Annotated in this window: 14 protein-coding genes; 13 read left to right on the forward strand and 1 reads right to left on the reverse strand. The window is 29.7% G+C overall.

Annotated elements, in window-relative coordinates; translation table 11 throughout:
- Positions 1-93: 93 nt before the first annotated feature.
- Entirely contained in the window at positions 94-1,803 is a 1,710-nt protein-coding gene (locus QOZ84_RS07045; RefSeq protein WP_284132248.1) for an SH3 domain-containing protein, read from the forward strand.
- 112 nt (positions 1,804-1,915) lie between these two features.
- Here QOZ84_RS07045 and QOZ84_RS07050 read toward each other — a convergent pair whose 3' ends face one another.
- Complete coding sequence (locus tag QOZ84_RS07050; RefSeq protein ID WP_284132249.1) at positions 1,916-2,587, reverse strand: hypothetical protein; 672 nt, start codon at positions 2,585-2,587, stop codon at positions 1,916-1,918.
- Positions 2,588-2,748: 161 nt separating this feature from the next.
- On the opposite strand from QOZ84_RS07050, the gene QOZ84_RS07055 reads away from it, so the two are divergent.
- The 12 genes from QOZ84_RS07055 to QOZ84_RS07110 all read left to right on the forward strand — a co-directional run bounded on the left by QOZ84_RS07055 (position 2,749) and on the right by QOZ84_RS07110 (position 15,568).
- Positions 2,749-7,047: a PolC-type DNA polymerase III gene (locus QOZ84_RS07055; RefSeq protein WP_284132250.1), complete on the forward strand. Its 4,299-nt coding sequence runs from the start codon at positions 2,749-2,751 to the stop codon at positions 7,045-7,047.
- A 181-nt stretch (positions 7,048-7,228) separates the two neighbouring features.
- Positions 7,229-7,432 carry a 4Fe-4S dicluster domain-containing protein gene (locus QOZ84_RS07060; protein WP_284132251.1) on the forward strand — a complete coding sequence of 68 codons (204 nt, stop codon included), beginning with the start codon at positions 7,229-7,231 and terminating at the stop codon, positions 7,430-7,432.
- Complete coding sequence (locus QOZ84_RS07065; RefSeq protein ID WP_331496534.1) at positions 7,432-8,028, forward strand: 4Fe-4S binding protein; 597 nt, start codon at positions 7,432-7,434, stop codon at positions 8,026-8,028. The genes QOZ84_RS07060 and QOZ84_RS07065 overlap by 1 nt, the downstream gene beginning before the upstream one ends.
- Before the next feature lie 135 nt (positions 8,029-8,163).
- Positions 8,164-8,625 carry a ribosome maturation factor RimP gene (locus tag QOZ84_RS07070; protein ID WP_284132252.1) on the forward strand — a complete coding sequence of 154 codons (462 nt, stop codon included), beginning with the start codon at positions 8,164-8,166 and terminating at the stop codon, positions 8,623-8,625.
- A 27-nt stretch (positions 8,626-8,652) separates the two neighbouring features.
- Positions 8,653-9,735 carry a transcription termination factor NusA gene (nusA, locus tag QOZ84_RS07075; protein ID WP_284132253.1) on the forward strand — a complete coding sequence of 361 codons (1,083 nt, stop codon included), beginning with the start codon at positions 8,653-8,655 and terminating at the stop codon, positions 9,733-9,735.
- Between the two features lie 17 nt (positions 9,736-9,752).
- Positions 9,753-10,028 (forward strand): RNase P modulator RnpM, encoded by a 276-nt coding sequence (gene rnpM / locus QOZ84_RS07080; protein ID WP_284132254.1) that lies wholly within the window; start codon positions 9,753-9,755, stop codon positions 10,026-10,028.
- On the forward strand, positions 10,018-10,338 hold the full coding sequence (locus QOZ84_RS07085; RefSeq protein ID WP_284132255.1) for a L7Ae/L30e/S12e/Gadd45 family ribosomal protein: 321 nt from the start codon (positions 10,018-10,020) through the stop codon (positions 10,336-10,338). Before rnpM ends, QOZ84_RS07085 begins: the two co-directional genes overlap by 11 nt.
- Before the next feature lie 14 nt (positions 10,339-10,352).
- A complete protein-coding gene (infB, locus tag QOZ84_RS07090; RefSeq protein ID WP_284132256.1) occupies positions 10,353-12,299 on the forward strand; it encodes a translation initiation factor IF-2 in 1,947 nt (648 codons plus the stop codon).
- A 21-nt stretch (positions 12,300-12,320) separates the two neighbouring features.
- A complete protein-coding gene (gene rbfA / locus QOZ84_RS07095) occupies positions 12,321-12,707 on the forward strand; it encodes a 30S ribosome-binding factor RbfA (protein WP_284132257.1) in 387 nt (128 codons plus the stop codon).
- Positions 12,700-13,671 carry a DHH family phosphoesterase gene (locus QOZ84_RS07100; protein WP_284132258.1) on the forward strand — a complete coding sequence of 324 codons (972 nt, stop codon included), beginning with the start codon at positions 12,700-12,702 and terminating at the stop codon, positions 13,669-13,671. The genes rbfA and QOZ84_RS07100 overlap by 8 nt, the downstream gene beginning before the upstream one ends.
- A gap of 11 nt (positions 13,672-13,682) precedes the next feature.
- Positions 13,683-14,591, forward strand: coding sequence for a tRNA pseudouridine(55) synthase TruB (truB, locus tag QOZ84_RS07105; protein WP_284132259.1), 909 nt, complete (start codon positions 13,683-13,685; stop codon positions 14,589-14,591).
- 32 nt (positions 14,592-14,623) lie between these two features.
- Positions 14,624-15,568 (forward strand): bifunctional riboflavin kinase/FAD synthetase, encoded by a 945-nt coding sequence (locus QOZ84_RS07110; RefSeq protein WP_284132260.1) that lies wholly within the window; start codon positions 14,624-14,626, stop codon positions 15,566-15,568.
- Positions 15,569-15,650: the final 82 nt, after the last annotated feature.

Here is a 15,650-nt window from a genome sequence, read left to right on the forward strand (position 1 = left end):
AGTGTAAAAAAATTCCTGCCACTGCCGTATAAACATTAATAACTATAAATTATAGTTAATACAGTTGATTTTAACGTATAGAGGGGGAAGAAAATGAATAAAAAAATAGCCCTAGCGACATTGATAATACCTATGGCAATAAGTAATGTAGATGCATCAGGAATAACCGGTATAATTACAACTAGTTCTTTAAATATAAGAAGTGGAGCAGGATCTAATTATGCCGTTTTATTTAGTGTTAAAAAAAATGAGAAAGTTACTATAAATCAAACAACTAATGGATGGTATAAGATAAAGACAAGTTCAGGTAAAGAAGGATGGGGCTCATCTAATTATATATTAAAATCAAGTCCTAATGATAATTCCAATGGATCAAACACATCTGGCGTTAAAAAAAGAGTATCAATAAATTCATTAAACATGAGAAGTGGTGCTGGAACAAGTTATAGATCTATAGCCACTTTAAATAAGGGAACAGTGCTAGACGTAGTATCACAAGGTAGTGGATGGACAAAAGTTAAATATGAGGGAAGATTAGGTTATGTTTCTAGTGAATATTTACAAGATATAAAACCTGAAGCAACGACACAAGGTCTAAAAGAAGTAACGACATCTAGCTTAAATGTAAGAAGTGGTGCAAATACTAGTTACTCAGTAGTTGGCAAATTGAAAAATGGAGAAAAGATAAAAGTAATATCAGAAAGTAATGAATGGGCAAAAATTGAGTATAAGGGGAAAATAGCATACACATCTAGTAGATACTTAAAAAATGCTTCATCTTCTTCAAATCCAGTTCAAAATCCCCCATCAACAAATCCAAAACCAGAAGGCGTTAATGAAACCAAAATAGTAAATACAAATTCATTAAACGTAAGAAGTGGGCCTGGTACTAATTATAGTAAAGTAGGAACTCTTAAAAAAGGTGAAAAAGTAGGAGTAATGTCACAAAGTAGTGGATGGTCAAAACTAAACTATAATAATAAAACGGCTTATACATCAAGCCAGTATTTAATTAAGGATGATACTACATTAAATCCGCCATCAGTAGTAGGGGGAGAGAGCAGTGAAAATATAAATGGAGCTACTGTAAATTATAAAGGGTTAAGTTATACACTAGCAGACCATGTGAGAGTACAAAAAGAAAGATCAAATAACAATGATTTAACATATTATTTAAATCCAAGTAATTTTACAAAAACTTCAAAGGGTATGATGCAGTTTTTAAAACTAGATAGTTATAAAGGTGGAATATCAGCAAATGAGTTAAACTCATACTTAAATTCGCTACCGAAAGCTTCTTCAGGAACTAATGTATTTTATAATAAAGGACAAGCTTTTATAAATGCAGCACAAAACTATAATATAGATCTTGCATACCTTGTTTCACATGCTATGTGGGAAACTGCTTATGGAAAATCAAAATTAGCTCAAGGACAAACAATAACATCATTTAAGGGGAAACCTCTTAGTAGACCTGTTAAAGTTTATAATTTCTTTGGAATAGGTGCTATCGATAAAAGCGCTAATGTATCAGGAGCAGAGGCTGCATATTCAAATGGATGGACAGGTATAGAAAAAACTATAGATGGTTCAGCACAGTGGATAGCTAAAAATTATATAAAAAATTCTAGATACAACCAAAATACTGTATATAAAATGAAGTTTAGTTATGATTATTCTTCGCACCAATATGCTACAGATGTAAACTGGCCAAATGGTATTTCAGGAATAATGGTTAAGATTAGCAATATGTATAATAGCAGAAATAATTTAACATTTGAGGTTCCAAGCTATAAAAAATAGGACAATAAAAAAGATGAAAATATCGGATACTAAGCATAGTGTATATGAGTATATCCGATATTTTTTATACAGTATACTAACTATATTTATTTTTAGATTATTAATTAGATTATCATGCTAAGTACTTTCTGCGTTTAAAGTATATATCTAGATTATGCTCTTTTACAATATTTTTGAGACCTCCAAAATTATAAGTAGCGAGAGCATATTCTCTCATTTTATTAAATAAAAATTCTTCTTTACTATTTTCAAATACAAGAAAAGCTTTTGCTATATCCCAGGCTTTAGATTCCCTGTCTATTAAATTTTTCTTTAAATCTAAAATGCTATTATCTAGTTCTAATGGTAAATTACCTTTATGAAAATCCTCAGAGTTAACATCTATATCAAATTGTATAATTGTATCTATTATAGACGAGAGTATTATAGCATACTCTTGTTTTGCTTTATATATATCTGGGTCTAGGATATGACCAACTTCGTGAGATATAACAAATTTAGCAATACTTTTAATAGAAGAAGGTGAGATGGAAATTACTGTTTCATAATTGTTTACAAATGAAAAAAAATTATAACAAAATGATAAAAAGCTATTTCTAGAAGATAAGATAGTTTTTAGTCTAGGCAGTGCGCATATAGGAATATTGCTACCTTTGGAATAAAAAAGAAATACTTTTTTGTTTATATTAAGACTTGATAAAGATTTTTTCAGAAGTTTTTTTTCTCCCAACTCTATATAATAAAGTGCTATTTTTCTATAGTTATTTGCATCAAAAGAAGTCATACTAACACCGCCTTAGATTATAGTCTTTTTACTATAATATTAAAACAGATACAATTTGTAGCTAATCCAAAATAAAATAGTATATATGAATAAAAATAAAATTCTTTAAAGATAATAATTAACCTATGATATAATATTTAGTCTAAGGAAAGGAGAATTTTATGGAAACTATAAAAGAGTACTTAGATAAGTTAGAAATAAATAATAATATATTATCAAGCCAGTTAAAGGAAGTTTATATAAATAAAGTAGTTTATTTTAAAGAAGACAAGGTGGTTTATTTTTATTTGACATCTAAAACTATAATGTCTTATGAAGTTTTGGAAATGTTTAGAGAAGAATTAAAAGAAAAATTAAATTATTTTCAAGATATAAAAATAAAAATTAGATATACCGGATTAGATAGAAAGAAAAACAAAGATATAATAAAATTGTATTGGATGAATATCATATACATATTAAAACAACTTTGCCCATCTATCGCTGGATGGTATAGACAAGTAGAGTATTTGTGTATAGATGATTTATTGAAAATAAAGCTTCCAAAAGGTTTGTTTTATGAGAGGCTTATGAAACAGAATGTAGTATATGTTCTTAAAAGTATTTTAAGTGAAGAATTGGGTATTGATTTAAATATACAAATAGAAAAAGCCATAGATGAAGATATTAATATAGAAAAAATAATGAGAAAAACAGATAAAATAACAGAAGATAGAATTAAGGAACTAGAGATAAGTTCTAGAGAAGTACAACCACAAGATGAAGAAAGTGCTTATGTTATAAAATCAGAAGTTGATGAATCATTGATTTATGGAGAAAATGTAAATGCAATGCCAGAAAAAATAGTATCTTTAAATAATACTTCAGGAACTGTTTCAATAATTGGTGAGGTATTTGATGTTGAAACTAAAGAACTTAGAAACGGTAAAATATTGTTAATAGCAAGTGTTACAGATTACACTAGTTCAATAAGCTGTAAGTTATTTTTAAATGATACTAATAAAAATAGTGTATTAGAGCATGTTGAAAAAGGTTCATATTTAAAAATTAAAGGTGATATTATATATGATACTTATCAAAGAGAACTTACTATGACTATAAGTGGTATAAGAAAAGAAGTTAAGGTAGAAAGAATAGATACTAGCGAAGAAAAAAGAGTAGAGCTTCATGCACATACTCAAATGTCTTCTATGGATGCTATGACTCCTACTAAGAAGCTAGTAGAACGAGCAGCTAAATGGGGACACAAGGCAATAGCAATAACAGATCATGGTGTAGTACAAGCATTCCCAGAAGCTATGAATGCATCAAAGGGTAAAGATATAAAAATACTTTATGGAGTAGAAGGATACTTAGTTGAAGATGATGCTTGCATTATACAAGAACCAAATGATAAAGAATTATCACAGACTTTTGTTGTATTTGACTTAGAAACTACTGGATTTTCTAATACTAATGACAAAATAACTGAAATTGGTGCTATAAAAATAGAAAACTTTAAAGTAGTTGATAGATTCAGTGAACTTATAAATCCTCAAAAAGATATATCTTATAAAATACAAGAATTAACAGGGATTACTAATGATATGGTTAAAGATAAGCCGACGATACAAGAAATATTACCTAAATTTATAGAGTTTATAGGCGACAGTGTATTAGTAGCTCACAATGCAGAATTTGATATGGGATTTATAAATGAAAAATGTAGACAAGAAAATATAGAGTTTAATAATAAAAGTGTCGATACACTTACATTAGCTAGAGTATTATTACCAGACTTAAAAAGACATAGATTAAACGTTGTAGCTAAGGCATTGGGTATACCTTTATTAAATCATCATAGAGCTGTTGATGATGCACAAGCTACAGCTATGATATTTAATAAATTTTTAGACATGTTAGTAAAAAAAGGTGCAAATACTTTAAGCGATGTAAATAAAGTACTTGGTAATATTGAATATACAAAATTAGGTACTAACCACATAACTTTAATAGCTAAAAATTATACTGGTCTTAAAAATTTATACAAAATAGTATCTGACGCTCATGTAAATCATTTTTATAGAGCGCCTCGAATTCTTAGAAGTATATTAAATGAATACAAGGAAGGTCTTATAATAGGATCAGCTTGTGAAGCAGGTGCAGTATTTAAAGCAGTTAAGAAAAATGTAAGTGATGAAGAATTATCAAAGATAATAGATATGTATGACTATATTGAGGTCATGCCAATTGATAACAATAGATTTATGATTCATAAAGGTGAAGTAGAAGATGAAGATGAGTTAAGAGAATTAAACCGTAAGATGGTTGAAGTTGCTCATAAATTTGGAAAAATACCAGTAGCTACTGGAGATGTCCATTTTTTAGATAAACATGAAGCTGTTCTTAGAAAAATATTGAAATATTCCCAAGGTTTTAAAAATGAAGATGAAGAAACATATCTTCATTTTAGAACTACTAATGAAATGTTAGATGAATTTAAATACTTGGGTGAACAATTAGCTTATGAGGTTGTAATTGAAAATACCAATAAAATTGCAGATATGGTAGAGGATATAAAGCCTATACCAGATGATACATATCCTCCAGTAATAGAGGGTTCTGACGTAGAACTTAGAGAAATGTGTTATGAAAAAGCAAAAAGAATATACGGAGAACCATTGCCAGATGTAGTAAATGCGAGACTTGAGAGGGAATTAAACTCCATAATAGGTAATGGATACGCAGTTATGTACATTATATCTCAAAAACTAGTTACAAAGTCTTTAAGTGATGGGTATTTAGTTGGTTCAAGAGGTTCTGTTGGTTCCTCATTTGCAGCAACAATGAGTGATATAACAGAAGTTAATCCTCTTCCGGCTCATTATATTTGTGAAGATGAAAATTGTAAATACTCATACTTCTTTGAAATAGGGGAATATGGTTCGGGTATAGATTTGCCAGATAAAGATTGTCCTAAATGTGGGAAAAAGCTTAAAAAAGATGGACATGATATACCATTTGAAGTTTTCTTAGGATTTGAAGGTGACAAAGAACCTGATATAGATTTAAATTTCTCAGGAGATTATCAACCTATAATTCATAAATATACAGAGGATTTATTCGGCGAGGGATATGTTTATAGAGCGGGTACGATAGGTACCGTAGCAGAAAAAACAGCATTTGGATATGCTAGAAAGTATGTCGAGGAAAATAATATACATGTACCAAGTGCTGAAGTGCTTAGACTTTCTAATGGATGTACAGGAGTTAAAAGAACTTCGGGACAACATCCGGGTGGAGTTATGGTTATACCACATTATAAAGACGTATATGATTTCACACCAATACAATATCCTGCAAATGATACTTCTTGTGGAGTAATAACTACTCATTTTGATTATCACTCTATAAGTGGTAGAATATTAAAACTTGATATACTAGGACACGATGCTCCTACTATGATAAGAATGCTTGAAGATATAACTAGGATTGTTGCAACAGATATTCCGCTTGATGACCCAGAGACAATGTCCTTATTTACATCAACAGATGCACTAGGAGTAACACCTGAGCAAATAAATTGTCCAATAGGTTCACTTGCAATACCAGAGTTTGGAACGAAGTTCGTTAGACAAATGCTTCTTGATACCAAACCAACTACATTTGCTGCTTTAGTGCGTATATCAGGTCTTTCTCATGGTACCGATGTTTGGTTAAATAATGCACAAGACTTAGTAGTTGCAGAAGTTGTTGGAATAGACGATGTTATATCAACACGTGATGATATAATGAACTACTTAATATTTAAGGGATTAAAACCTAAAAATTCCTTCACAATAATGGAAAATGTAAGAAAAGGTAAAGGACTAAAACCAGAACATATAGAAGAAATGCACGAAAATGATGTTCCAGAGTGGTATATAGGTTCATGTAAAAAGATAAAGTACATGTTCCCAAAAGCACATGCAGTAGCTTATGTTATGATGTCATTTAGACTAGCTTATTGCAAAGTTCATTATCCAGAGGCTTTTTATGCAACTTATTTTACAACTAAAGCAGAAGACTTTGATGCAGAAATAGTTGTAAAAGGGCTTCCTTCTATAAAATCTAAGATACATGAAATAGAAGCTTTAGGAAACGATGCAACTACAAAAGAAAAGAATATGCTAACAGTACTTGAAGTTGCTCTTGAAATGTATGCTAGAGATATAAAAATACTTCCGGTTGATATATATAAATCAGATGCAAGTAAATTCCAAGTTGCAGGAGAGAAAACTTTATTGCCTCCTATGATAGCACTTCAGGGAGTTGGAGAAAATGCAGCGATTAATATTCAAAAAGATAGAGAACGAGGAGAGTTTATATCTAAAGAAGATTTAAGAAAAAGAACGAAGATTTCAAGGACTGTTATAGAAACATTAACAAATCATGGCTCACTTGAAAATATGAGTGATGAAAATCAATTATCATTGTTTTAGATAAACTTAAAAATTATAACATAATAAAAAATTAGAATTTAAAGCTCTAGATATGATTTATATTTAGAGTTTTTTTAGTTGTAAATTTACAAAGTTATGATTTGAAATGTGACATTATCACTGAAATTAATTTTCACAAAATATATAATTAAGCACAGAAGAACTAATAGGAGGAATTAAAATGTTAAGAAAAAAAGCAATAGTAAATATTAATGAATGTGTGGCTTGTGGGAGTTGTGTTAAAGTTTGTCCACTAAACATTATAACTATAGAACAAGGTGTATTTGCAAAAATAAAGACTGATAAATGTGTAGGCTGTGGAAAGTGCGCTAAAGCATGCCCAGCAAGTATAATAGAAGTTATAAAAGTGGAGGTAGATAAATAGTGAAAAAACAAAAAAAGACTTTTATAGATTATATGTGGATAATAAGTGCTGCATATTTATTTTTAGGAATGTTTAATATATTATTTGCATGGTTAGGAATGATTTGTTTTTTAGTTCCAATAATAATGTCAGTAGCTGGAAAAGGAAAAGGCTACTGTAATAATTATTGTGGAAGAGGTCAATTGCTAGATTTAATGGGTAATAAAATGAAATTATCTAGGTACAGGGATATACCTAAATTTTTAAAAAGTAAAACTTTTAGATATGGATTTTTAGTATTTTTCTTAATTATGTTTTCTAATATGGTATTTAACACGTATTTAGTATTTAAAGGTAGCAATGAATTAAAAGAAGTTATAACTATACTTTGGACATTTAAAATGCCTTGGAATTTTTCTGAAATTAGTATGGTTAATCCTTGGGTATCTCAATTTGCTTTTGGATTTTTTAGTTTGATGGTAACATCAACTATACTTGGCATAATAACTATGATTTTATTTAAGCCTCGTTCATGGTGTGTTTATTGTCCAATGGGTACTATGACACAAATGATTTCAAAGGCTAAATACAATGATAGTAAGGGCATAGATATTTAAAAAATTTGCAACGAAAACTAATATATGGTATTATAGTATATAAAATAGTATATTTTGCAGAAACTAAGAGTGAGACCGATGTGCTCACTCTTTTGTTTTAAAAACTAAACTGACAACTGAATAGGAGGGAAAAAAATGAAAAAGAGTATAGAAGCTACAATCGAAGAAATGGTAGCAAAAATAACAGATCCACTTAACTTTGAAATAGTAGACGTTGAATATGTTAAAGAAGCTGGAGAATACTACTTAAGAGTATATATTGATAAAGATGGTGGAATAGCTTTAAGTGACTGTGAATCTGTAAGTAGACAACTTAGTGAAGTATTAGATGTAAAAGACCCAATAAAAGACAACTATTTCTTAGAAGTATCATCACCAGGACTTGATAGACCACTTAAAAAAGATAAAGATTTCGTAAGATATCAAGGTAGAGATGTTGAAATTAAATTATATAAGCCAATGGACGGATGCAAGCAATTTGAAGGCGAATTAGTTGGGCTAACTGAAGAAAATAACATAAAACTAATAATAGATGGAAATGAAGTAGAGTTTGGCAAAAAAGAAGTAGCACTTGTTAGACTTGCAATAAAGTTTTAAACGTAGCATAACAGGGAGGAAAGAAAAATGAATCATGAATTTATGGAAGCATTAGAAGAACTAGAAAAAGACAGAGGTATAGATAAAGCTATACTTATAGATACTATAGAACAAGCACTTTTAACTGCATACAAAAAAAACTTTGGAGCAGCTCAAAATGTTAGAGTTGAGTTTGATAAAGAAGGCGGAGATATAAAAGTATTTTCTCAAAGAGTAGTAGTTGATGAATCTGATTTATATGACACTTTCTTAGAAATAGAACTTAAGGACGCTTTAGAAATAAGCCCTAACTATGAATTAGGAGATATAATAGAACATGAAGTAACTCCTATGGATTTCGGAAGAATAGCAGCTCAAACGGCAAAGCAAGTTGTTGTTCAAAGAATAAGAGAAGCTGAAAGAGACATAGTATATAGTGAGTTTATGGACAAAGAAAATGAAATAGTTACAGGAGAAGTAGCTAGAGTAAATAAAAACTTAGTTTATGTAAATCTTGGAAGAATAGAAGCAGTAATGACACAAACAGAGCAAATGGTTGGAGAACATTATAAAGCTGGTCAAAAAATAAAGGTTTATATACTAGAAGTGAAGAAAACTAATAAAGGTCCTCAAATAGTGGTATCAAGAAGTCACCCAGGTTTAGTTAAGAGATTATTTGAATTTGAAGTGCCTGAAATATTTGAAGGTATAGTTCAAATAAAATCTATAGCTAGAGAAGCAGGATCTAGAACTAAAATGGCTGTTAAGTCTATAGATGAGAAGATAGATCCAATTGGAGCTTGTGTTGGACCAAAAGGTTCAAGAGTAAAAAATATAGTTAATGAACTTGGTGATGAGAAAATCGATATAATAAAATATAGTGATGATCCAGCTGAGTTTATATGCGCTGCTTTAAGCCCATCAAAGGTTGTTAAAGTAGATGTAAATGAAAGTGAAAAAGCAGCTTCAGTTGTTGTACCTGATTACCAATTATCTCTTGCAATAGGTAAAGAAGGACAAAATGCAAGACTTGCAGCTAAACTTACTAACTGGAAAATAGATATAAAAAGTGAATCTCAAGCAGGGCAATCAGTTTCTGTAGATGAAGATTTAAAATTAGACGCTGAGTAATAAAGGAGGGGTATTCTTTGCAAAAACAAAAAAAGATTCCTCAAAGAAAATGTATAGCTTGTCAAGAAAGAGACTCTAAAAAAGGCTTAATAAGAATTGTCAAAAATAAGGACGGTAAAATATTCTTAGACGAATCAGGAAAAGCAAACGGTAGAGGTGCGTATATATGTAGGGATGTTGAATGTTTAAAAAAAGCTATAAAGACTAAAGCTTTAAATAAATCATTCAAGATAGAAGTACATAACGAGGTATATGAAAATCTACTTAAGGAGTTAGAAAGTTATGAGAACTAATGAAGATAAAATATATTCATTTTTAGGGCTTGCAACTCGTGCAGGTAAGTTAGTATCAGGAGATGATTCTACATTACTTGAACTTAGACGAGGAAATGTTAAATTAGTTATAGTAGCTGATGATGCATCTGAAAATACTAAAAAATTATTTAAAGATAAGTCATCTTATAGAAATGTGAAATATGTATATTTTTCAACTAAACTACAACTAGGGTTGTCAATAGGAAAAGCTCCTAGAGCAGCAATCGGAGTGAAAGATGCGAATTTTGCTAACAAGATAATGGAATTAATAGAAACACCAAAAATATAATAGGGGGTGATCTTGTGTCAAAAACAAGAGTATACCAAATAGCGGAAGATCTAGGAATGTCAAATGAAGACGTACTAGCCAAATTAATAGAATTAGAAATAAATGCTGATAATGAAAATAGTGAATTAGAAGCTGAAGAAGTAGAGTTAGTTGTAGAAATATTAAAAGATGAATTAGCTTTAACTAATGGATCAACTATAACTATAGATGGAAAATTAACAGTACAAGAATTAGCTAATAAATTAGATAAATCAGCATCTGAAATAATAATGAAGCTTATGAAAATGGGAACAATGGCTACAATAAACCAAGAAATAAGTTTTGAAATAGGATCATTAGTAGCTAGCGAATATGGATTTGAATTAGCTGTAAGTGAAACTAACAACGAAGAAGAATTAGAAGCAATAGATGCGTTAATGGAAATAGAAGAAGATAAAGAAGATGATTTACAGTCAAGACCACCAGTTGTTACAGTTATGGGGCACGTTGACCATGGTAAAACTTCATTACTTGATGCTATAAGATCAACTAGTGTAACTTCAAGTGAAGCAGGAGGAATAACTCAACATATAGGTGCTTCTGAAGTTGTAATAAACGGACAAAAGATAGTATTCTTAGATACTCCAGGACATGAGGCTTTCACATCTATGAGAGCTAGAGGAGCACAAGTTACAGATATGGCTATATTAGTTGTAGCAGCAGATGATGGTATAATGCCTCAAACTATAGAAGCTATAAACCATGCTAAAGCTGCTGGAGTACCTTTAATAGTAGCTATAAACAAAATAGATAAGCCTGGTGCAAACTTAGATAGAGTTAAGCAAGAATTAGCAGACCAAGGATTATTAGTTGAAGACTGGGGTGGAGAAGTTATATGTGTTCCAGTATCAGCTTTAAAAAGAGAAGGTATAGATACTTTACTTGAAATGGTACTTTTAGTAGCTGAAATGGAAGAGTTACAAGCTAACCCTAACAAAAGAGCTGTTGGTACTGTTATAGAAGCAGAATTAGACAAAGGTAGAGGACCAGTTGCTACAGTTTTAGTTCAAGGTGGAACACTTAAAGTTGGAGATCCAATAGTTGCGGGTGTTGCATGTGGTAAAGTAAGAGCAATGATAAACTCTAAAGGAAAAAGAGTTAAAACTGCAGGACCTTCTACAGCAGTAGAAATATTAGGTTTATCAGAAGTTCCACAAGGTGGAGATCAATTCGTATCAGTTCCAACTGATAAAATAGCTAGAAGTGTAGCAGAAAAAAGAACACAAATAGCTAGAGATGAAATGTTAAAATCTAACCAAAGAATGTCACTTGATGATTTCTTCTCTCAAATGAGTGAAGCAGATGTAAAAGAACTTAACATAGTTATAAAAGCAGATGTACAAGGTTCGGTTCAAGCTGTTAAGCAATCACTTGAAAAATTATCAAATGATGAAGTTGCTGTTAGAGTAATACATGGTGGAGTTGGAGCTATAACTGAATCTGACGTTATGCTTGCTACTGCATCTAATGCAATAATAATAGGATTCAACGTAAGACCAGTTCCTGGTGCAGAATTAATGGGACAAAAAGAAAATGTAGATATAAGAAGTTATACTATAATATATAAAGCTATAGAAGATGTTCAAGCTGCTATGACAGGAATGTTAGATCCTGAATATAGAGATGAAGATACAGGAAAAGCTGAAGTAAGAGAATTATTTAAATTATCTGGAGTAGGTACTATAGCTGGTTGTTATGTAACTACTGGTAAGATATTTAGAGGATCTAAAATAAGAATAGTTAGAGATGGAATAATAATCCATGAAGGGCAATTAAATGCACTTAGAAGATTCAAAGACGACGTTAAAGAAGTTAACACAGGATATGAGTGTGGTATGACTTTCGTAAACTACAGCGACTTAAAAGAAGGCGATATAGTTGAAGGTTATATAACTAAAGAAATAGAAAGAAAATTAAAATAGATATAAAAGAGGTCGATATTAATGGCATCATACAATAGAACTAAAAGAATAGCTGAAGAGATAAGAAAAGTTGTAAGCACAATGCTTATAAGTGGAATAAAAGACCCTAGAATAACATCTATGGTAAGTGTAACTGATGTTGAAGTTACTAATGACTTAAGTTATGCATATGTATATGTAAGTATATTAGGTGGAGATGAAGAATCTACATTAAAAGGACTAAGAAATGCAGTAAGTTATATAAGAAGAGAAGTAAGTAGAAATGTAAAGCTTAGACATACTCCTCAAATAATATTTAAAATTGATGACTCTATTAAAAATGGAATGTATATGTCTGATTTAATAAGAAAAGTTAATGAAAATATTAATACAGCATCATCTGAAAAAGAAGAAGGTTCTGATGAATAATATAGATAATATTATACAACATCTAAAGGGAAGTAACGATTATATCGTTACTTCTCATATTAGTCCAGATGGTGATAATATAGGATCAACACTTGGTATTTATTATGCTTTAAAAAAACTAGGGAAAAACGTTTTTTATGTAATTGATGATAATACACCACAAAATCTAAAATTCTTAGTTGAAGATGTTGAAATATTAACTTCTAAAGAGTTTGAGTTAGAGGGTTACTGTGTAATAGCACTTGATTGCGGAGACAAAAATAGAATTTGTTTAAGTGATACACTGATAAATAATGCAAAACACTTAACATGTATAGATCACCATGCAAGTAATGATTATTATGGAAATCTTAATTATATAGATGCAGATGCATCATCTACATGTGAGTTAGTATACAATTTATTAGTTAGACTAGAACAAATAGAACAAATAGATATAATAGATGAAGTTATAGCTACAGCACTTTATACTGGCCTGGTAACAGATACTGGTAATTTTGCATATTCAAGTACTCATCCAAGTAGTTTAGAGATGGGAAAAGAACTTTTATTAAAAGGTGCAAAAAGAGATACTATAATACAGAGAGTATTCCAAAGTAATCCATATAATTATTATAAAATATTAGGAGAAGCTTTAAACACTTTAGATATAGTACAAAATAAAATTGCTAGTATATGCATAACTAAAGAAATGTTAAAAAGAAATTCTATAAGCTTTAATGATGTGGATGGTATAACATCATACACAAGAGATATAGAAAATGTAGAAGTTGGAATTCTTTTAAAAGAAAAGAAAGAAAACGAAGTTAAGGTAAGCTTAAGATCAAAACAATATGTGGATGTAAGCCTTATAGCGCAAAGCTTTAATGGTGGAGGTCATGTAAGAGCGGCTGGTTGTACTATATATGATAGTATAGAAAATGCTAAACAACAGGTATTAGAAGCTGTATTAAAAACAATATAAGGTGATAACATATGAATAAAATTGTAAATATAATAAAACCTACAGGTATGACATCTCATGATGTTGTAAGTGCTGTAAGAAAAACCTTAAATATAAAAAAAGTTGGACATACAGGTACCCTTGACCCAGATGCGTCAGGGGTATTACCTATATGTATAGGAAAAGCAACTAAAGTAAGTGAACTTATACTTAATAAAGATAAAAGCTATATTTGTGAATTAACTTTAGGTATAACTACGGACACTTATGATTCTTCAGGTGAAATATTAAAAAAAGTAGAAAACTTTAATTTCACAAAAGAACAAATAGAAAAAGCATTTGACTCTCAAAGAGGGCATATAGAACAATTACCACCAATGTATTCAGCATTAAAAGTAAATGGAAAAAGAATGTGCGACTTAGTTAGAAGTGGAAGAGCAGACGAAATAAAACTAAAAACTAGACCTGTACATATAAAAAAACTTGATGTATTAAGTATAAATGAAGAAAAAATAATGTTTTATGTAAAGTGTACTAAAGGAACTTATGTAAGAAGTATTTGTTATGATATAGGTGGAATTTTAGGGTGTGGGGGGCATATGTCTTTCTTACTTAGAACTCAATCTGGTAAATTTAACTTAGAAAATGGTATAACACTAGAACAATTAAAAGAATTTAATGAAAATAATACATTAGATAAGCATTTATATGATATAGATTATGTATTGTCAAACTTTAAGTCTATAGTAATACATCCTAATGCTGAGAAGTACTATATAAATGGTGGAGTAATAGATGAAAGACGATTTTTAGAAAAAAACTTTGACGAAAATGATGAATATGTAAGAGTTTATAGCCAAACTCAATTTTTAGGAGTCGGTAAATTATCTAAAAAAGATAACATTGTAAATGTAAAAAGTGATAAACTATTTATAGTATAAAATAACTCTGTAATGTTGGTGGGGAAATTATTATGATTACTATAAAATCTATAAATGAAATAAATAATATAAAAAGAAGTGTTGTAACAATAGGAAATTTTGATGGAATTCATAAAGGACATGAAGTCCTTATAACAAAAGCAGTAGAATATGGTAAAAAAAATAATATTAAAAGTATTGTTTTTACATTTGAGAATCATCCTGCAAATTATTTTGTTACTGATTCAATAAAAAATATTATTAGTAATGAAGAAAGAATAAATAGATTAAATGAATTAGGTGTAGACTTAGTTGTAAGTATACCTTTTGATGAATGTATGACTAAAATATCTGCACAAGAATTTGTAGAAAAAATTTTAGTTGACAAATTGCATGTAGAAAAAATTATAGTCGGATATGATTTTACCTTTGCTAGAAATAAAGAGGGTAATACAAATGTGCTAAGAAAGTTATCCAAACAATATAACTATGAATTAGAAGTAATAAAACCTATAAAGATAAATGGTACAAGAGTCAGTAGTACTTATATTAGAAACTTACTTAATGAAGGTAATGTATATAATATTATTCCTTATTTAGGTCATAGATACGAGTTACAAGGAACTGTTGTACATGCTAAGAAACTTGGAAGAACAATAGGATTTCCAACGGCTAATATAGAAATAGATAAAGACATTATTATGCCTAAAAACGGAATATATGCTACGAAGATTCACATTGAAGGAAAAACTTATTTTGGAGCAACTAATATAGGATATAATCCTACTGTAAATGGATCTAAGTTATCTATCGAAACTAATATCTTAGAATTTAGTGAAGATATATATGGAAAATTAATAAAAATCGAATTCTTAGAAAGAATAAGAGATGAAGAAAAGTTTTCATCTTTAGATGAATTGAAAAATCAATTAAAACAAGACACCAATTATGTATTTGAAAAGTATATTTGCAAAAGCGAAGAATTTATGATAAAATAATTTAGTAAATAAACCATTACTCGGCATTAGATTACTCCAATCAATGCTTAGTAATAGGCGATTTTAAAACTATGGAGGTAAA

Origin of the sequence: Romboutsia sedimentorum, assembly GCF_030131845.1 — a bacterium.
Taxonomy (GTDB): domain Bacteria; phylum Bacillota; class Clostridia; order Peptostreptococcales; family Peptostreptococcaceae; genus Romboutsia_D; species Romboutsia_D sedimentorum.